The 19,346-nt window shown below is 61.7% G+C and carries 13 protein-coding genes; 1 reads left to right on the top strand and 12 read right to left on the bottom strand.

From position 1 onward, the window contains the following. Positions 1–101 precede the first annotated feature (101 nt). The 9 genes from cysG to AC1DOG_RS06070 form a co-directional block, all read right to left on the bottom strand. Positions 102–1,595 (bottom strand): siroheme synthase CysG, encoded by a 1,494-nt coding sequence (gene cysG / locus AC1DOG_RS06030; protein WP_477927057.1) that lies wholly within the window; start codon positions 1,593–1,595, stop codon positions 102–104. Further along, positions 1,567–4,230: a nitrate reductase gene (locus AC1DOG_RS06035; RefSeq protein WP_477927058.1), complete on the bottom strand. Its 2,664-nt coding sequence runs from the start codon at positions 4,228–4,230 to the stop codon at positions 1,567–1,569. Before AC1DOG_RS06035 ends, cysG begins: the two co-directional genes overlap by 29 nt. 52 nt (positions 4,231–4,282) lie before the next feature. Then, entirely contained in the window at positions 4,283–4,618 is a 336-nt protein-coding gene (gene nirD, locus AC1DOG_RS06040) for a nitrite reductase small subunit NirD (RefSeq protein WP_112943244.1), read from the bottom strand. A gap of 4 nt (positions 4,619–4,622) precedes the next feature. Next, complete coding sequence (gene nirB, locus AC1DOG_RS06045) at positions 4,623–7,085, bottom strand: nitrite reductase large subunit NirB (RefSeq protein ID WP_477927059.1); 2,463 nt, start codon at positions 7,083–7,085, stop codon at positions 4,623–4,625. Positions 7,086–7,089: 4 nt separating this feature from the next. Beyond that, positions 7,090–7,887 (bottom strand): ABC transporter ATP-binding protein, encoded by a 798-nt coding sequence (locus tag AC1DOG_RS06050; protein ID WP_113168152.1) that lies wholly within the window; start codon positions 7,885–7,887, stop codon positions 7,090–7,092. A gap of 11 nt (positions 7,888–7,898) precedes the next feature. Beyond that, positions 7,899–8,792: a nitrate ABC transporter permease gene (gene ntrB, locus AC1DOG_RS06055; protein WP_112819797.1), complete on the bottom strand. Its 894-nt coding sequence runs from the start codon at positions 8,790–8,792 to the stop codon at positions 7,899–7,901. 55 nt (positions 8,793–8,847) lie between these two features. After that, entirely contained in the window at positions 8,848–10,146 is a 1,299-nt protein-coding gene (locus tag AC1DOG_RS06060; RefSeq protein WP_112943241.1) for a CmpA/NrtA family ABC transporter substrate-binding protein, read from the bottom strand. A 360-nt stretch (positions 10,147–10,506) separates the two neighbouring features. Next, positions 10,507–11,778 carry a CmpA/NrtA family ABC transporter substrate-binding protein gene (locus tag AC1DOG_RS06065; RefSeq protein WP_477927081.1) on the bottom strand — a complete coding sequence of 424 codons (1,272 nt, stop codon included), beginning with the start codon at positions 11,776–11,778 and terminating at the stop codon, positions 10,507–10,509. 55 nt (positions 11,779–11,833) lie between these two features. Continuing rightward, a complete protein-coding gene (locus tag AC1DOG_RS06070) occupies positions 11,834–12,436 on the bottom strand; it encodes an ANTAR domain-containing response regulator (RefSeq protein ID WP_112943240.1) in 603 nt (200 codons plus the stop codon). Between the two features lie 425 nt (positions 12,437–12,861). Here AC1DOG_RS06070 and AC1DOG_RS06075 point away from each other — a divergent pair, with 425 nt between their 5' ends. After that, positions 12,862–14,808, top strand: a complete 1,947-nt coding sequence (locus AC1DOG_RS06075; RefSeq protein ID WP_162725053.1) for a methyl-accepting chemotaxis protein — start codon at positions 12,862–12,864, stop codon at positions 14,806–14,808. A 138-nt stretch (positions 14,809–14,946) separates the two neighbouring features. On the opposite strand, the gene AC1DOG_RS06080 is transcribed toward AC1DOG_RS06075, so the two are convergent. The 3 genes from AC1DOG_RS06080 to AC1DOG_RS06090 form a co-directional block, all read right to left on the bottom strand. Beyond that, positions 14,947–16,413: an MFS transporter gene (locus AC1DOG_RS06080; RefSeq protein WP_112943238.1), complete on the bottom strand. Its 1,467-nt coding sequence runs from the start codon at positions 16,411–16,413 to the stop codon at positions 14,947–14,949. Between the two features lie 216 nt (positions 16,414–16,629). Then, complete coding sequence (locus AC1DOG_RS06085; RefSeq protein WP_112973031.1) at positions 16,630–17,391, bottom strand: alpha/beta hydrolase; 762 nt, start codon at positions 17,389–17,391, stop codon at positions 16,630–16,632. 47 nt (positions 17,392–17,438) lie between these two features. After that, positions 17,439–19,208, bottom strand: a complete 1,770-nt coding sequence (locus AC1DOG_RS06090) for a cytochrome c biogenesis protein DipZ (protein WP_477927060.1) — start codon at positions 19,206–19,208, stop codon at positions 17,439–17,441. Positions 19,209–19,346 lie beyond the last annotated feature (138 nt).

Below are 19,346 nucleotides of genomic sequence, written 5' to 3' on the forward strand. Positions count from 1 at the left end.
TATTATTTTATGAGTTTATTAGTCAAGTTACATCTCGCGGCTAGCCTGAAATTGAGCGTCCTCCGGTGTCAATCTCTGCAACCATCTTCGAAGGCGCTTGATCAGCAGGCCTCACGTTGCAGGTCCAGCTTCTGCTGATTGCCATTCTGGTTCGCCATTTCACGTGCCGCGAGTGCCGATCCGACGGCGATCAGCACCGGCTGATCGTAACCGATGATGGCAATGCCCTCGCGGAGTTCCTCAAGCGGACCGCGCCAGTCACGCTGCGTGACCCGGCTAACATCGCTCATGACGATAACCGGCGTCGAAGGCGAAAGCCCTTCTGCGATAAGCCGCTCGGCAATCAACGTCGCCGTCCTGCCGCCCATGTAAAACACGGTGGTGGTACGCGGATCGGCGACGCTTGCCCAACTCACATCCTCCGGCAGGCCGCCATGGCGGGAGTGGCCGGTGATGAAGCGCACGGATTGGGCGTGATCGCGGTGGGTGAGCGAAATGCCGAGACGGGACGCCATCGCGCTTGCCGACGTGATGCCGGGGACGACATCGACGGGGATACCCCCTCGGTCCAGATGCGCGATCTCCTCGCCGGCGCGGCCGAAGATCATCGGATCGCCGGATTTCAGACGGACGACGCGCTTGCCCGCCTTGGCGAGCTTGACCATCATGTCGTTGATATCTTCCTGGCTGCAGCTTGTGCGACCGCCGCGCTTGCCGACGAGCATGCGCTTTGCCTCCCGGCGGGCAAGCTCCAGCACCTCAGTGGAGACCAGATCATCGAACAGGATCACATCGGCTGCCTGCAAGGCCCGCACCGCCTTCAGTGTCAGCAGTTCTGCGTCTCCGGGACCGGCGCCGACAAGCGTAACCCGGCCTTGAAATGTGAGGGCGGGCGCTCCGCGAAGCCTCTCGGCTTCCTTAAGAAGAAGCCCGCCGACGACCTCCTCCGGCGTATCCGAACTCGAGAAGGCGCGATCGACGAATTTCTCCCAGAACGCGCGGCGCAAGGGCCCCGGCGCCAGCCGTTCGTTGATCTGATCTCGCAACGCCTGCGCCAATCCCGCCCAACCCTTCAACGCCTGCGGTAGCAAGGTTTCGATCCGGCGACGGATCGCCTGGGCGAGGATCGGGGCAGCGCCATCCGTCGAAATGGCGACGACGACCGGCGAGCGGTTTACGATCGAGCCGAACTGAAACTGGCAGTAATCCGGCTTGTCGATGACGTTGACGGGGACCCCCGTCGCGCGTGCGGCGTCGAAGAAGCGCTGGGCTTCGTCGCCATCTTCGCAATCGCCGATCGCCAGAGCGGCGTGTTCGAGGTCCGCTTCCCGCCATTCGCGCTGGTGGTGGTAGACGCTTGCGGATGGATGCTCCGGCTTGTGTGCGGCGAGAGCGGCGCATGCGTCACTGAGGTCTTCGGCGAATATCTCGACACAAGCCCCGCAGGCTGCCAGCAACTCGGCCTTCCATGCTGCCGCATCCGTGCCGCCCGCCACCACGACGCGCCTGCCTTCCAGCGCCCAGAAGACCGGAAGTTTGGAGAGCGGCTCCATGCGGGCCGGGCTGTCATTCCGCCGCTGCTGCAAGACATCCATCGATGATCCCCCTGATTTCCGCGCGGCAGGAGCCGCAATTGGTTCCGGCCTTGGTTTGCGCGCCGACCGCCTCGACGCTATGGCAACCGCCGCCCACAGCGGCGATGATCTGGTTGACGCCGACGCCAAGGCAAGAGCAAACGGTGGCGCCGGGATCCGGCATGTCGGCGCCAGGGCGACCGGCGACCAGCGCGAAGCGCTTGCGCGGTTGGTCGTGCGACGCGACGAGTTGCGCGATTGCCCAGTTGCGCGCGACGGCAACCGGTTGCCGGGCGATGAAGAGGGCGGCGAGAAGCCGGTCGCCTTCAAAGAAGGCAAGTCTGACGTCCCCGGATTGCCGATCCACGTAGCCAAGCGGCTCTATCTCCTCGGCAATGGCAAATGTTCGGCGACACCAGAGCGACCAATCATCCACCTGTTGATCGACAGCCAATTCGAGCCGCCAGCCGCCGTCGGCCTTCGCCAGCGCCCAATATCGGGTATCAAGTCCCTCAGGCTTGGCTGCCGAAACGGCGAAGCCATAGGATGCAACGGTGAAAGGCTCTGCCGTGACCGCAACGTTCTTCGAGGCCGGCTGGCCGGATACCGGATCGGTGATCGGCGCGACGACGGCATCGATCCGAGCTTTGGCAGCGAACTGATCGTTCCAGTGCATGGGCGCGAAGATGCTGCCGCGAGCCTGCCGCTCGGTGATCAGCGCTCGCACGATTGCCTTGCCGTGAGGGCTTTCGATTTCGACCAGCGTGGCATTGCCGACGCCGATCTCGATCGCGTCGCGCGGATGCAGTTCGGCGAAGGGCTCGGCGATGTGCGACGAAAGCCGGGCGCTTTTGCCCGTCCGCGTCATCGTGTGCCACTGGTCGCGAATGCGGCCGGTGTTGAGCGTGAAGGGAAACTCGGGATTGGTTCGATCGCAGATGGTGGGCTCGACGGCGATAAAACGCGCGCGTCCATCAGGATGGTAGAAGCGTCCATCGGCGAAGAAGCGCTTGCTGCTAACGCTTATGGGGGCAATTCCCCGCTTGGCAGGCCATTGGAATGGCGACATCAGGCGGTAACTTTGCTCATCGATCCCCGCATAGGATCCGATGTCGAAATCCCGGCTGCCGTCGTTTTCGAACGCGGAGAGGGCCGCGTGCTCGGCAAAGATGTCCGCCGGCGAGCCGTAGCCAAAGCCGTCAAAGCCCATGCGGCGTCCGACGTCGGTCAACTGCCACCAGTCGGCGCGGGCCTCGCCAGGCGTGTCGAGGAAATTGCGCTGGCGCGAGATGCGGCGTTCGGAGTTAGTGACCGTGCCGTTTTTCTCGCCCCAGCCGAGGGAGGGCAAGAGGACATGGGCATGGCGCGTGGTGTCGCTGTCGCGCAGGATATCGGAGACGACGACGAAGGGGCAGGCTTTGATCGCTCTTTCGACGGCATCGGCGTCGGGCATGGAGACCACTGGGTTGGTCGCCATGATCCAAAGCGCCTTGATGCGCCCGTCCGCGACAGCACTGAACATGTCGACCGCTTTCAGGCCGGGCTTTTGCGCGATAACAGATGACTGCCAGAAGCGCTGGACCCGATCGCGGTCATCGGCGTTTTCGATCGCCATATGGGCGGCAAGCATATTGGCGAGGCCGCCGACCTCGCGACCGCCCATGGCGTTCGGCTGACCGGTGAGAGAGAAGGGTCCCATGCCAGGCCGGCCAATGCGGCCGGTGGCAAGATGACAGTTTATGATTGCATTGACCTTGTCGGTGCCGGATGAGGATTGGTTGACACCCTGGCTGTAGCATGTGACGACTTTCTCGGTCGCCGTAAACAAGCGGTAGAATTCGCGCAGCTGCATGGCCGGCAGGCCGGTCTGCTCCAATACATCGCTGGACGAAAGCATCGAGGCCTTTGCGAAGGCTTCGTTGAAGCCGCTGGTATGCTCCGCCACATAGTTCTCATCGATTGCGCCGGCCGAAATGACGTGCGCGAAAAGGCCCGTGAACAGCGCAACGTCGCTATCGGGACGAATGGCCAGATGCAGGTCGGCGATGTCAGATGTCATTGTTCGGCGCGGGTCGATGACCACGACCTTCATGCCCGGGCGCACTGCCTTGGCTGCCGCAATACGTTGATAGATGACAGGATGACACCAGGCAAGATTGGAGCCGGTGAGGATGACGAGGTCGGCCAGTTCGAGATCTTCGTAGACGCCGGGAACCGTATCGGCGCCGAAAGCGCGTCGATGGCCGGCTACGGAGGACGACATGCAAAGGCGGGAGTTGGTGTCGATATTGCCGGAGCCGATGAAGCCCTTCATCAGCTTGTTGGCGACGTAATAGTCTTCTGTGAGCAGCTGGCCGGAAACGTAAAGTGCCACGGAATCCGGCCCGTGTTCGGCAATCGTTTTTGAGAAGCGGTCGGCGACGAGATCAAGGGCGGTGTCCCAATCCGTTCGTTGGTCGGCGATTTCGGGATAGAGCAGGCGTCCGTCGAGATCGATGGTTTCGGCGAGCGCGGACCCCTTGGAGCACAGGCGTCCGAAGTTCGCCGGATGGTCGGGATCGCCTTTGACGGAGACTGCGCCATCATCGGCGACCGTTGCGATGATACCGCAGCCGACGCCGCAATAGGGACAGGTGGTTTTGGTTTCACCGGGCATGGGGGTGCCCTCTCCGGGTGTCGAGGGGGGTGCCATTTCCACCATGAGCCAATCACTCCGCCGCCATCATCAAGCTCTCGAACGCGATAAACAGCGTCCCATTCTCGTTCCTCACGGGAATGGTCCGCACCTCACCCTCATCCGCCCCCAGAGCCTTGCCGGTTTCCAGCGAGATCACCCAATTGTGCAAGGGGCAGGTGACCGCCTTGGCATGCACGATCCCCTGCGACAGCGGCCCGCCCTTGTGCGGGCAGTGGTCTTCGATCGCGAAAACTTCGTTCTCCGCCGTGCGGAAAACGGCGATCTTGCCCTGAGGGGTTTTCACGCAGCGCGCGCCACGCAGCGGAATGTCGGAGATGTCGCCAATCGAGATCCAGTTCATATCCATCGCCTCACTCCGCTGCCTGGGGGAAGCCGATCGTCGCCATCGGCTTGAATTCGTGCTTGTCTTTGCCGGAGACGCGCTCCGACCAGGGATCGACCTGAGCGAATGTCTGCGAGAAGACGAAGCGGTCGTAATAGGCCTTGCGCTTGTCGGCATCGCCGATGATCTGGCGGCGGATTTCCTCCAGCCCGACGCGCTTTGCCCATTTGTAGATGCGCTCGAGATAGCGGGCCTGCTCGCGGTACATCTGCGTCAGCGCCACGATGTGCTCCAGCGCCTCGTCCTCGGTCTTCACCAGGCCGAGAAGCTCGGTGCCCTTGATGTCGAGACCGGCAGCGCCCGCGAAGTGGATCTCGAAGCCACTATCCACGCAGATGACGCCGATATCTTTGCATGTCGCTTCCGCGCAGTTGCGCGGGCAGCCGGAAACGGCGAGCTTAAGCTTGGCCGGCGTCCAGGAGCCCCACATGAACTTCTCGATGCGGATGCCGAGGCCGGTGGAATCCTGCGTGCCGAAGCGGCACCAATCTGACCCGACACAGGTCTTCACCGTTCGCAGGCCCTTCGCATAGGCCTGTCCGGAAACGAATCCGGCCTTGCCGAGATCGGCCCAGACCGCCGGCAGGTCTTCCTTCTCGATCCCAAGCAGGTCGATGCGCTGGCCGCCGGTGACCTTCACCATTGGGATCTCGAACTTGTCGACGACATCGGCGATGGCGCGCAATTCGTTTGCGTTCGTCACGCCGCCCCACATGCGCGGGACCACCGAATATGTGCCGTCCTTTTGAATGTTGGCGTGGACGCGCTCGTTGATGTAGCGCGACTGGTAGTCATCGGCGTATTCGTCCGGCCAATCGCAGACGAGGTAGTAATTAAGCGCCGGGCGACACTTGGCGCAGCCGCAGGAGGTCTTCCATTCGAGCTCCTGCATGACGGCGGGGATCGTTTTCAAACCCTTGGCCTTGATCAGGCGGCGCACGTCGTCATGGCCGAGTTCGGTGCAGGTACACATCGGCGTCACGGCGGCCGGGTTGTAGCTGTCGCCGAGCGTCAGCGACATCAGCTGTTCGACCAGCCCGGTGCAGGAACCGCAGGAGGCGGACGCCTTGGTGTGGGCGCGGACGTCGTCGAGCGACGTCAGCCCCTTGGCCGATATGGTCGAGGTGATTTTCCCCTTGCATACGCCGTTGCAGCCGCAGATTTCCGCATCATCCGGCAAGGCTGCAACGGCCGCCATAGGGTCCAGCGGCGATCCTCCCTGGTAAGCCTGTCCGAAGATCAGCGTGTCGCGCATCTCGGTGATGTCGGTCTGCTTCTTCTTCAGATCGTTGAACCATGCGCCATCGGCCGTCTCGCCGTAAAGAACAGTGCCGATGATACGGTTGTCCTTCAGCACCAGGCGCTTGTAGACGCCGGCGGTGGCATCGCGCAGCACGATCTCCTCGCGGTCGTCGCCGTCGGCGAAGTCGCCAAGCGAATAGAGATCGATGCCGGTGACTTTCAGTTTTGTGGGTGTGTCCGAATGGACGAAGGCCGGCGAGGTATCGCCCGCGAGGTGCGAGGCGGCGATGCGGGCCATCTCATAGAGCGGCGCGACGAGGCCATAAACCATGCCGCCGACCTCGGCGCATTCGCCGAGCGAGAGAATATCGCCATCCGACGTGCGCATGCCGTCATCGACGACGATGCCGCGATTGACCGCAAGGCCGGCCTCTTTCGCCAAGCCAACATTCGGGCGGATGCCGACGGCCATGACGATAAGGCTTGCCGGAATGATGCGACCATCGTCGAGCTCTATCCCCTCGACCTTGCCGTTGCCGATAATCGCCTTGGTGTTGGCCTTCGTGATGACCTTGATGCCGCGTTCCTCGACGGCCTTCTGCAGTAGATAGCCGGCGGCGGGGTCGAGCTGGCGCTCCATCAGCGTTGACATCACATGCAGCACGGTCACATCCATACCGCGCTGCGCGAGACCAGCAGCCGCCTCCAGACCAAGCAGGCCGCCGCCGATAACGATCGCTTTCTCGCGTGATTGCGCCGCCAGAAGCATGGCCTGCACGTCGTCGAGATCGCGATAGGTGATGACCCCTGGCAGGTCCTTGCCGGGGACGGGGATGATGAAGGGTACGGAGCCGGTGGCGATCACCAGCTTGTCATAACTCTCCGTCACGCCGTGGTCCGAGGTCACCGTCTTTGCATCGCGATCGATGGCGACGATCTTGTGGCCCTTGTAGAGCGTTATGCCGTGATCGATGTACCAGCCGTCGCCATGGATGACGATCTGCTCGTAGCTCTTTTCACCAGATAGAACCGGCGACAGCATAATGCGGTCATAATTGACGCGCGGCTCGGCGTTGAAGATCGTGACCTGATGTTGGCCCGGCGCCTTTTCGAATAAGTGCTCGAGCATGCGCCCGGGCGCCATGCCGTTGCCGATGATCACGAGTTTTTCGATGCGCGTTTCTGACATGGGGTTACTCCGCGGCTTCGACAAAGCGGTGGCGTTCGTAGAGGAACTTCAGCACGGCTTCGCGGCATTTGAGGTAGGTTCGGTCGGAGGCAAGCTCGATGCGGTTGCGCGGGCGCGCGATCGGCACGTCGAGGACTTCGCCGATCTTGGCTGCCGGACCGTTGGTCATCATCACGATGCGGTCCGAAAGCAGAACGGCCTCGTCAACGTCGTGGGTGATCATCACCATCGTGTTGCCAAGGCGAGCATGGATCTCCATGACTGCATCCTGCAGATGGGCGCGCGTCAGCGCGTCGAGCGCGCCGAATGGCTCGTCGAGCAGCAGGATTTTAGGCTCCATGGAGAGCGCCCGGGCGATGCCGACACGCTGCTTCATGCCGCCGGATATCTCGGAGGGACGCTTGTCCTTGGCGTGGGCCATCTGCACGAGATCGAGGTTTGTCATCACCCAGTCGTGGCGCTCGGCCTTGCTCTTGGAGTTGCTGAATACCTTGGAGACGGCGAGATTGACGTTTTCGTAGACGGTGAGCCAGGGAAGCAGGCTGTGGTTTTGGAAGACGACGGCGCGCTCGGGGCCGGGAGCATTCACCTCGCGGTTTTCGAGCAGCACGGCACCTGAGGACACGGGCGTCAAGCCGGCGATGAGGTTAAGCAGGGTGGACTTGCCGCAGCCGGAATGGCCGATGATCGAGACGAACTCACGTTTGGAGATGGTCAGGTTGATGCCCTTGAGCACCTCGGCGCGCACGCCGGCCCGGTCGAAATGCTTGTCGATATGGTCGAGCTTGAGATAGGCGGTCATGGTCGTTCCCTTCAATTGGCCGAAGCGCCGCGGGTGATCAGCTTGCCGACTGCCGCCACCAGCTTGTCGAGCGCGAAGCCGACGACGCCGATGTAGGCAAGCGCGACGATGATGTCGGGCAGGCGGGACGAGTTCCACGCATCCCAGATGAAGAACCCGATGCCGACGCCGCCGGTGAGCATTTCGGCAGCGACGATCGCTAGCCAGGAGAGGCCGACACCGATGCGAAGGCCGGTGAAGATGTATGGGGCGGCCGAAGGCAGCATGATCTTGAAGAAGAACTCGATCTGGTTCAGCCGCAGCACCTGAGCGACGTTGCGGTAGTCCTGCGGGATGTTGCGCACACCGACGGCGGTGTTGATGATGACGGGCCAGATCGAGGTGATGAAGATCACGAAGATCGCCGAAGGGTTGGCGTTCTGGAAAGCGGCGAGAGAGAGCGGCAGCCAGGCAAGGGGTGGCACCGTGCGCAGCACCTGAAAGATCGGATCTAGGCCGCGCATCGCCCAGACCGACTGGCCGATGACGGCGCCGACAATCACGCCGACGACTGCGGCCAAGCCGAAGCCGTAAGCCACGCGCTGCAGCGAGATCAGCACGCGCCAGCCAAGCCCGATATCCTGCGAGCCATAGTTGAAGAAGGGGTAAGCGATCAGGTCGAAGCTCTCCTGCCACACCTGATGTGGGGAGGGCAGCGAGGCGGTTGGCGACGAACAGAGCACCTGCCACACGCCAAGCAGGATGGCGAGCACGACGAGCGGCGGCAGGACGTTACGGGCAAGCACGGCCGCGATTTTCGTGATGTTGATCTTTGCCGCCGGGCGCCTTGCGAGCGGCAGGATAGTTGCGGTGTTCGTTGCGGTTGCCGATGTCGCGATTGTTTGTTTCTTGGCCAAAGCGGGCATTCTACGCTCCTCTGCGGGATGGAAGAGCCGGCGCGGTCCACGCCGGCGGCACGGATCAGGACGCGACCTTGATCGTCAGGCTGTCGAGATAGGCGGAGGGGTTTTCGGGATCGAAGACCTTGCCGTCGAAGAAGGTTTCCTTGCCGCGCGAGGACGATGCCGGGATGTCGGCGGCGGCGACGCCGAGGTCCTTGGCGGCGGCGCGCCAGATGTCCTCGCGGTTGACCTCGTCAACCAGCTTCTTGATGTCGGTATCCGGCGCGAACTTGCCCCAGCGAATATTCTCGGCGAGGAACCATCTGTCATGGCTCTTGAAGGGATAGGAAACGCCGCCGGCCCAGAACTTCATGTAGAGATCGGTGCCGGTGGCGACGCGGCCGTTGCCGTAGTTGATGTCGCCCTTGAGGCGGCCGAGCACGTCCTTCGGCGGCACGTTGAACCACTGGCGCTTGCCGAGCAGCGCCGACATCTCTTCCTTATTTTCCATGCTGTCGCACCATTGCTGGGCTTCCATCACGGCCATCAGCAGCGCCTTGGCGGCATTCGGGTTCTTCTCGACCCAATCCGACCGCATGCCGAGCGCCTTTTCCGGGTGCCCCTTCCAGAGTTCCCCGGTCGTTGCCGCCGTGAAGCCGATACCCTGGTTGACCAACTGTTCGTTCCAGGGCTCGCCGACACAGAAGACGTCCATGTTGCCGACCTTCATGTTCGCCACCATCTGCGGCGGCGGTACCACGATCGTGGATACATCCTTGTCCGGATCGATGCCGCCGGCGGCGAGCCAGTAACGGATCCACAGGTCGTGCGTGCCGCCGGGGAAGGTCATGGCCGCCTTAACCTCCTTGCCCTCGGCCTTCTTCTTGTCGAAAGCGGCCTTCAGCTTTGAGGCGTCCAGCTGCACGCCTGTATCGGCATATTCCTTGGCGACCGAGATGCCCTGGCTGTCGTAGTTGAGCCGCGCGAGAATGGTCATCGGCACCGGCAGATTGTTCTGCGTCACCTTGCCGGTGTGCATGAGATAGGGGAGCGGCGAGAGGATGTGCGCGCCGTCGATGCCGTTGGCGGCTCCGCCGAGAACAAGGTTGTCACGCGTGGCACCCCAGGACGCCTGCTTGGCGACCTCGACATCGGGCATGCCATGCTTGGCGAACAGACCGTTCTCCTGCGCGACAACGAGCGGCGCGGCATCGGTGAGCGCGATGAAGCCGAGCTTGGCGCCCGTCACCTCGGGGCCTGCACCGGCGGCGAAGGCGCCTGACGGGAAGGCGCTACGCACCGCCGTGATCAGGGCTGCGGTTGCCGCGGTCTTCAATATGCCGCGACGTGTGATGCCGGTCGTGATTATCTTGCTCATTGCGCAGGTTCCCTCTGCTTGGTGCTGGCCGGAGTTTGGGGAATAAAAAAACGCCGCTCGGCGGATGCGTCATCGGGAGGGAGGATCCCGGACTACAAAGGCCTTGCGACGTCGATGTCTTTTGCGAGCGCTTATCGCGCGCTCATCTCGCCCCGATCGCCGTTGACCGGTGCGGTTTAAGAAAAGCAAACGGTGTGCCAGTTCTAAAGTGCGATTTTATGCAATTGAAAATAAAGCGTAAAATCGGCAGATGCTTATCTGCTCAATTTTTCGTCTCGATTTTCTGATGGCAATGTTTTGTGCGAATGCCATCGTGACGGCATTCCGGTGTGCAAGCTATTTGTGCACAGCAACAAACAATCAGTGGTCGTCCGGGCCCTTCGGTGGCGATTGAACGCTACGGACCGCGAAGCCCGAAACGTAGTCGGCGAACCGCGACGGATCGAAGACGTGACCGTCCATAAACCGGTCTCCGTCTATGCCTCCCTCGATGCGGATGTCGGCATCGGCAGGGGCGCTATCCGGGCCGAGTGCCGCCCGGTAGAGATCGGGACGAAACGCGGAGGCCGCTGCCCTGGCATTGTTCAGCGACATCTCGGCCTGCCCCCAGCGCACCATCTGGCTGTAGATCCAGAGCGCCTGGCTGGGGCGGGGATAGTTGGCAAAGCGGCCGTGAAAAAGGAAATAATCATCGATCACGCGACGATTGCCCTTGGCGTCAAGGCTGAACTCGCCGGCCAGCACATGGCGGATTATCTCGACCGGGGCGGCTATGTAACGCGGGTCGGCGAGCGCCTGCGCCAGCGCATCGTGGTTTTCGACGCGGTCGCACCAGCGGGCGGCGGCATCAAGCGCAACGATTAGCCTGGAAACGGTGTCGCGATGGGCCTCCGCCCAGTCCGGACGCATGCCGATCACCTTTTCCGGCGCTGACGGCCAGATATCCTGCTTGGCGGCGACAATTCGCCCAACGCCGCGCTCGGAGGCGATCATGTTCCATGGCGCACCGACGCAGAAGCCATCGATGGCGCCGGCGGCAAGCGCGTCCGAAGTCAGCGGTGGCGGGACCACGACCAGCCGCACGTCATTGTCGGGATCGATGCCGCCGGCCGCGAGCCAATAGCGGAATTCGTAATTGTGCGAGGAAAAGGGATAGGTCATGCCCAGCGTCGGCATCGGCTCGCCGTCCGCATTCATCTCGCGCACGACCATTGCCAGCGCCTGCGCGCTTTCGAGCGCGGTCGGTGTTTCGGAAAGCCCCGCCGCCTGCTGCATCCGTTCGAAGAGCGCCGTCGACATGGTGATCGCATTGCCTCCGCGCCCGAGCGAGAAGGGTGTGATCGTCGGCGACGGGTTGGAGCCGAGCGCCAGCGCCGAGGCGACCGGCATGGGCGACAGCATATGGGCGATATCGAATTGGCGAAACGCCAGGCGGTCGCGGACGTTGGCCCAGGAAACGTCCTTGACGAGGTCGAGCGTCAACCCCTCCTTGGCGGCAAAGCCAAATTCCGCGGCTGCGATCAGGACCGAGGCATCGACAAGTGGGATGAAGCCGGCGCGCAGCGTTCTCGAGCCTTCGGTCGCCGTGCTTGTCGGTGCGGCAAGGCTGCCGCTGCTGGCATTGTCGGTCATGATCTTGTCCATCCCGGTTTCCTCCGGACATCAAGCATATGATAGGCGCCAACACTCACATCAATAGCCCGGCGGCCGTGATGACGCTTTGGGCGATATCGGCAATCTTCTTCTTCTCGTTCATGGCGGTCTGGCGCAGAAGCACGAAGGCCTCGTCTTCCGACAGGCCGCGCATCTTCATCAGGATGCCCTTAGCGCGATCGATAACCTTGCGCTCCTCAAGCGCCGACTTCGCGTCCGCCAGCTCGCGCTGCAGGCGGTTGAAGGCGTTGAAACGGCTGACGGCCATCTCGAGGATCGGCTTCACCCGCTCCTTTTTCAGGCCGTCAACGATATAGGCGGACACACCGGCATCAACTGCGGCAATGATGGAATCCTCATCGGACTTGTCGACGAACATGGCGATTGGACGTGCCACGGCCCGGGAAATCTGAAAGATGCTCTCAAGCATGTCGCGATTAGGGTTTTCGATATCGATGACGATGACATCGGGATTAACCTCCTCGATGCGCCGCGCCAGACCATTCATGTCGTCGACGACCGTCACCCGCTGATATCCGGCCTCGCGCAGCCCCAGTTCGATGATGGAGGCCCGAATGCTGTTCTCATCGATAACCAGCACATTGAGGCTGGGCTTGGCAGGTTGAGGCGTTGCCACTGGCAGTCAGCATTCCGTTCACGAGGGTGTCAATCTTGCTGGTCTGGAATGCGTGAGATCGGCCGAAAAATCAAGCAAATATTGAATTGCGCAAAATATAGGCATTCAGTCTCGAGGCTGGGGCCATCAAGCACTGCCTCAGTGTTGCGCATTGCCGCAGTCGTCATGCGCCACAGCCAGGTCCCGTCCCGTGTCACGCCGGGGCGTTACCGTAAAAAGATGAAATCTTTAAAGCTTTCGTAAGCTAAAGGGACGACAAATTTGCATCGGCAGTCTGGGAGGAGCTATTCGCCATGAGGGTGGGAGTTTCGCTGCCATGATCCTTCGTCTAACGGCAAATGCTTATGTCACGCCTCGGCTGCGGTATCGCGGCTTTGTGCGCTTCGATGACAGACGGCGATGCCGGCGTCCCCTCAGGCCACCCAATGAGTCTTCTCCAAAACACTAGAATTCGCACGAAAATTGTCGCCGTGATTGCCTTGATGGGTGTCACCGCCATCGCCGGACTTGCCTATGTCAGCATGCAGTTCAAAAATGCCGACAGCCGCTACGCGAGCTTCCTGTCGCACGAGAGCATGGCTGCGACCCTCAATGCCCGAGCTACTGGTGGACTGTTGCAGCTTGGCTTCCAGCTAGGGCTGATGATGATCAACGATCCCGCGTCGCCGGAATTCGCATCATCGATCAAGATCTATAATGACAATCTCGTCTTGATGAAGGAGCGCGTCGCAACGACCGGTCGTCTGGTGGAATCGCGCGCAGAGCCTGCCGCGAAGATGTTGACCGCGATCTCTGCATTCGATGAACTCGCACAGCAAGCCATCACTCTGGTCAAAGCGGGAAAACGCGACGAAGCCGTTGTGGTCATGCGCGAAGCCGGCACTCGGTTGACGGCTATTCTCCCATTGTTTGCCGGTGGCAATGACCAGCTGATCAAGATGATGGAAGAGGGCACGGCTGATCTCCAGGCGACGACAAACCACACGATCGTAACCGGTCTGTCGGCACTGGGTGTCGCGCTGGTCGCGATCGTCTTTCTCGGCCTCTTCGTTGCCGCGCGCGGCATAACAGTGCCGATCGATCACCTGCGGGAACGCATGAAGGCACTGGCAGCTGGTGACACGGCAAGCGAGACGCCCGGGCTGGATCGCAAGGACGAGGTTGGCCAGATGGCTGCTGCCGTTGCCGTATTCCGCGACAATGCACTGGAGCGCTCGCGCCTTGAACGCGAGGCAGATGAAGGACGTTCGCTTTCGGAACAGGAGCGTCGTGCACGTGAGACCGCCAAGGAGCAGGATGCAGCCAACACCAGGCAGGCCGTCGAAGCACTTGCACTTGGTCTGAGCCGCCTTGCCGACGGTGACGTCTCGTACCGCATTTCCGAGCCGTTCGTGGATCACCTTGATGCGCTTCGCAACAGCTACAACGTGTCGCTCGACAAGTTGCAGGCAGCACTTCAGGAGGTGGGCAAGAACGCGGGCGTGATCAATTCCGGTGCAGCCGAAATTCGCTCTGCCGCCGACGATCTCGCTCGCCGCACCGAACAGCAGGCCGCGTCACTGGAAGAGACCGCTGCGGCACTGGAACAGATCACCACGACCGTGCGCGATTCCACCAAGCGGGCGGAAGAGGCAAGCGTGCTTGTCGAGCGCACACGCTCTGGCGCCGAGAAGTCGGGCGGCGTCGTTCGCAATGCCGTTGCCGCCATGAACGAGATCGCCAAGTCGTCGAGCGAAATCAGCAACATTATCGGCGTAATCGATGATATCGCGTTCCAGACCAACCTGCTTGCGCTGAACGCAGGGGTTGAAGCGGCGCGCGCGGGCGAAGCCGGCAAGGGTTTTGCAGTCGTCGCACAGGAGGTTCGTGAACTTGCGCAGCGATCTGCCAAGGCCGCCAAGGAGATCAAACTCCTGATCACGACCTCCGAGAACCAGGTCAACACCGGCGTCAATCTCGTTGGTGAAACCGGTACGGCGCTCGTGCAGATCGAAGCGGAGGTGACCGAGATCACCAGGCACGTCAGGGCCATCGTCGAAGCGGCGCGCGAGCAGTCAACAGGCATTCAGGAGATCAACACCGCGGTCAACACCATGGACCAGGGCACGCAGCAGAACGCAGCCATGGTTGAAGAGACGAATGCGGCCAGCCACAGCCTGGCGAAGGAGGCCAGTGCGCTGAACACATTGCTCGGTCAGTTCACACTTGATCAGCACAGCCGCCGACCCATACAGGCGTCGCTTGGTTCCGTGACCGAAGCTTCGCGGCCCGTGGCGTCGCCGGCGCGGGCTTTGACCCAGCGCTTGACGTCCAGCTTCAGGAGCGGGAACGCCTCTGTCGCCGCAGCGCAAAATGACTGGGAAGAATTCTGATCACGCTGTCGCCCTAATGCAGCAAGACGTCGCGAAAAACGTGGATCGGCCAGCGAAGTGGCCGATCCAACAATCGTGTGCTGGCCGGAAAAGGCGCTGAGCAACCACGCCGAAATGACGGTCTTGCGTGGTCGGTAATCAGGCGCGCTTCGGTTCAGCTTGCGGTGCTTGCTGCTGTGGTACCAGCAGGCATGCCGGCACGATCAGGACGGCAATAAGCATCATCACCATGAAAGTCGCGTGCAGCGCCTGTTGCAATGCCAGGCGGATCTCATCGCCGCCGCCAAGCACCGTGCCGGAACCGTTTAGCAAAGCCCGCAATTGCTCAGGCGTGATCGCCTGCCCATTGTTGGCGTGCGCCAGACCATAGGTCAAAACCGCACCTAGGACCGCGGCGCCAAGCGTGCTGCCGAGATTGCGCGAAAACACGTTGGAAGCAGTAGCGCTACCGCGATCGGACGCGCCGACGCTCTCCTGCGTGAGGATGAGGGCGCCAATGTTCATCAAGCCCATTCCAAAGCCCATGATCAGGGAGCCGGCAGCAGCAAGCACCGGGGAACTCGACGGCGCCAATAGCACGAGCAAGCAGGTTCCGACTGGTATGAACAGGCTCCCGACGATCATGATCGGTCGCAGACCGAAGCGGGAGAACTGACGTGATGCGATCGTTGCGCCACAGGGCCAGCCAAGAAGCAACATGGTCAAGGCGAAGCCGGCGACAAGCGGCGAGCGGTCGAGCACCGTTTGCACGTACATCGGCAGAAAAGTTGTGAGACCCATGATCGACATGCTGGCGAAGAAAACTGCCAAGTTGGCGAAGGCGATCGGGCGTCTCAGCCATAAATCGGGGGCGACCATCGGCGCTTCTGCGCGGCGCTCCTGCCAGATGAAGGCGACCAGGGCGAATAGAAAGATGACGAAGGCTGCAATGGTATAGCTGGAGAGGCCGTTCTCCACCTCGGTGAGCGCGATCATCAGCGCGGCAATCGACACTGCGAAGAGCGCGGCACCGACAACGTCAATGGAGACGACACGCGGACGCTTTTCTTCATGCAGGAACAAAATGAAGCACAGCGCCGCCAGAAGACCCACGGGTATGTTGATCCAGAAGATCCAGGCCCATGGTAGGTTGTGAATGATGATACTTCCAAGAAGCGGCCCGACGACGGCAGACAGCGCCCAGACGCTTGCCAGATATCCCTGGACCTTGCCACGCTGATTGCCCGGGAAAAGATCGGCCACCACGGTCATCGCGACTGGTTGAAGGGCGCCGGCACCGATCCCCTGCAGCAGGCGAAACGCGATCATCGAAGGCATCGACCACGCGAAACCGGCGAGTATGGATGCCAGCATAAACAGCGCGATACCGACCAGCAGCATCGGCTTGCGGCCGTAGATATCGGCGAGCTTGCCGAAGATCACGGTCGTCGCGGTCTGTGTCAGAAGGAAGGACGAAAAGACCCAGGAGTAGAGATTGATTTGGCCGAGCTGGGCTGCGATCTGCGGCATTGCCGTCGAGACGATCGTCGCTTCGATGGCGATCATCGCCATGCTTGCCATGATCGCGACAACGACCAGTCCGCGATGCGAAGTTCTTTGTGTCATAGGAGGCTTTCGAGGCAAACGTCGGCGTAGGCGAAGAAGCGCGCGGCGCCGACGGTTATTGGGTAGTGCCCTTACTATTCCTCGCAGCCGCCGCGTCAAGGGGATTTGGCTGTGAACTTGTCGTGAGTGGTTAGTTGAACGGGAGAGGGGAGCGCGCTGGCGTAGCGCCCCCCTCCATCGTCTTCCGCGTCCGGATGACTGACTAAGACCTGGAGCTTACCTCAAAGCCGCGTGTGCGGCGGCTTCGATCACGGCCGCGACCTTGTCCGGCTGAGAGGCGAAGACCGCGTGGCTTGCCTTGATCTCCGTCACCGTACTTCCCGCGCGCTTTGCCATGTCACGCTCGAGCTCGGGATTGATCGAGCGGTCGTCTGTCGCAACCACGGACCAGCTCTTCTTCGACTTCCAGGCCGGATCATCGCCGATCTTCGCGGCAAAGGCCTGCTTTGCAGCGAAGACCTGTGATTTTGCCAGGAACGCAGCTTCGCTCTTCGGCAAGTCGGCGGCGAAGTCGTTGGCGAAGGCAGCGGGGTCAAGGTAAAGATATTGCCCGTCCTTCGTCTCGCGGATGTTCATGCCGCCAGCCGGCTTGGAGCTTGCCAGCGACAGCAGGCTTTCGCCCTTGTCCGGCTGGAAGGCCGCCACATAGACGAGGCCCGCGACATGTGCGTTGCGACCGGCCTCGGTGATGACCATGCCGCCATAGCTGTGGCCGACGAGCAGCGTCGGACCGTCCTGGAGGTCGAGCACGCGGTTGGTCGCGGCAACGTCATCGGCAAGCGAGGTGATCGGCTCCTGCACGATCGTGACGTTGAAGCCGCGATTCTCCAGGATATCGGTTGCCTTGCGCCATCCGGAACCATCGGCAAGCGCGCCGTGGACGATGACGATGTTCTTCACCTCGGCGGCCTCGGCCGCGTAGGCGACAACGCTGGTGGCGAATGCAAGGGCGAGGGTGGCGATAATACGGCGGTTCATGAGTTAGTCTCCTTTGGATCGATGTTTAAGATCGGGTAGGGGTAGGTTCAGCCGAAGGTGAAGGCGTAGGCTTCGACGCCGGGATCGAGAAAGCGGATCTGGAAGTTGTGCGCCTCGACGTCGCCTGCCTGGCGGACGAGTTGATAGAGCCTGGTTGACGTCACCGTGCCGTTGCCATCGGCGTCGGTATCCGCCCCGTGGTCGACACCAGGCGCCTTTCCGTCGATCGTCACCTGGAAGCGCACAGGCTTTCCCGATGCATCCGGACCGAGGACAAGGTGGAGATCACGGGCACTGAACCGGTAGGCAATGCCGCCATCCGACTTCTCGAGCGTTGCCTGCTCGCGGCCGATCGTCCATGCGCCCGACAGCCCCCATTCGTTGAGGCTAAGATCGCCGACCGAGTAGGTTCTGTTGGCGTCTTCGTGCAGACCCTCCGGCGAGGCGAAGTTGGTGGCCTGCTCGTAGCCGATGTAGGTCTCGCCGGAACGAATATCCTTCAGGTCCGGGCTTGCTTCCGCGCCCTTGGCATTCGGAGTTACCGTGCTGGCGGCCACTTTCGCGCTGCCGGTTTCGTGGATCAAGTCCTGGATCGCCTGCTCAGTCTGGCGATAATTGCCTTCACCGAAGTGGTGGTAGCGGATCTGGCCCTTGGCATCGATCAGGTAGTGGGCGGGCCAATAGTTGTTCTCGAAGGCGCGCCAGATCTTGTAGTCGTTGTCGATCGCGACGGGGTAGGAGATCTTGGCGTCGGCGACGGCCTTGCGTACATTGTCGATCTTCTTCTCGAAGGCGAACTCCGGGGCGTGCACGCCGATCACGACGAGGCCCTGATCCTTGTACTTCTCGGCCCAGGCGCGAACGAACGGCGTGGTGCGGATGCAGTTGATGCAGGAGTAGGTCCAGAAATCGACAAGMACSACCTTGCCGCGGAGCTGTTCGGCGCTCAGCGGTGGCGAGTTCAGCCACTCCACGGCACCGTCAAGCGATGGCGCAATACCTTCGACTGGCAGGTTGGCCTGAAACGCCAGATTGCCGGCGGCGGTCATTGCACCGTTGCTGGCGACCTCGGTGGGGGCGGGCAGATCGCGCTTTGCGTTGAAGCGGTCGAGGACTGCCTGTTCGAAGGAGGTGGTGCTGGCGTAGGAGAGCCTTGCAAGTAGTCCGGTATCGGCACCGAGCGCGATTGCGGCGACGCCAGCAAGAACGGCTGCGCCGAGAATTTGGCGAACGCGCTCGCTGACACCGAGCGACTGCTTCATGCCGGCAAACACCTTGCCTCCGATAAGCAATGCAACGGCAAGCGAGGTCGCGGCACCGGCTGCGTAAGCGATGAGCAGCAAGGTCGTTTCGAGATTTGCGCCCTGAAGTGCTGCACCCGTCAGAACGAGCCCGAGGATCGGACCTGCGCAAGGTGCCCACAAGAGACCGGTCGCGATACCAAGGGTCAGCGAGCTCAATGCCGTCGGCGCTGCGCCCGGCTTGCCCGAGGCCTTCACCAGCCGGTTGCCGAAATCCACGACCGGCTGCGTGATCGTGCTTGCGACGCGCGGCGAGAGCAGGCTAACGCCGAAGACGGCGAGCAGAGTGAGTGCCGTGAGTCGACCGTATTCATTGGCGTGGATCGCCCAGCTGCCACCCACCGCCGCAAGCGACGCCACAACCGCGAAGGTGGCGGCCATGCCGATCAGCATCGGCAATGTGCTGCGGACAAACGGCTGGCCGGCGCGAGCGAAGACGAAGGGGAGAATGGGCAGGATGCAGGGGCTGAGAATGGTCAGCGCCCCTCCGAGATAGGCAATGATAAGAAGCGTCATCGTCGTTTCCTTTGAAACCAGGTGCGATGCTGAACGGACACTGGTTCGATCAGCAGTGACAGCAATCTGTTGTGACGACGTATCCGGGATGTGTCTGGCCTCTAGGAGAAGTGTGTCTAACTGTAGCGATCGCGGGCC

It is taken from the genome of Rhizobium sp. 01N48, assembly GCF_056399145.1.

Bases quoted from the DNA above. Each gene is read 5' to 3' on its own strand.
- cysG (WP_477927057.1), bottom strand. From the start codon at position 1,595: ATGGATGTCTTGCAGCAGCGGCGGAATGACAGCCCGGCCCGCATGGAG.
- AC1DOG_RS06035 (WP_477927058.1), bottom strand. From the start codon at position 4,230: ATGCCCGGTGAAACCAAAACCACCTGTCCCTATTGCGGCGTCGGCTGC.
- nirD (WP_112943244.1), bottom strand. From the start codon at position 4,618: ATGGATATGAACTGGATCTCGATTGGCGACATCTCCGACATTCCGCTG.
- nirB (WP_477927059.1), bottom strand. From the start codon at position 7,085: ATGTCAGAAACGCGCATCGAAAAACTCGTGATCATCGGCAACGGCATG.
- AC1DOG_RS06050 (WP_113168152.1), bottom strand. From the start codon at position 7,887: ATGACCGCCTATCTCAAGCTCGACCATATCGACAAGCATTTCGACCGG.
- ntrB (WP_112819797.1), bottom strand. From the start codon at position 8,792: ATGCCCGCTTTGGCCAAGAAACAAACAATCGCGACATCGGCAACCGCA.
- AC1DOG_RS06060 (WP_112943241.1), bottom strand. From the start codon at position 10,146: ATGAGCAAGATAATCACGACCGGCATCACACGTCGCGGCATATTGAAG.
- AC1DOG_RS06065 (WP_477927081.1), bottom strand. From the start codon at position 11,778: ATGACCGACAATGCCAGCAGCGGCAGCCTTGCCGCACCGACAAGCACG.
- AC1DOG_RS06075 (WP_162725053.1), top strand. From the start codon at position 12,862: ATGAGTCTTCTCCAAAACACTAGAATTCGCACGAAAATTGTCGCCGTG.
- AC1DOG_RS06080 (WP_112943238.1), bottom strand. From the start codon at position 16,413: ATGACACAAAGAACTTCGCATCGCGGACTGGTCGTTGTCGCGATCATG.
- AC1DOG_RS06085 (WP_112973031.1), bottom strand. From the start codon at position 17,391: ATGAACCGCCGTATTATCGCCACCCTCGCCCTTGCATTCGCCACCAGC.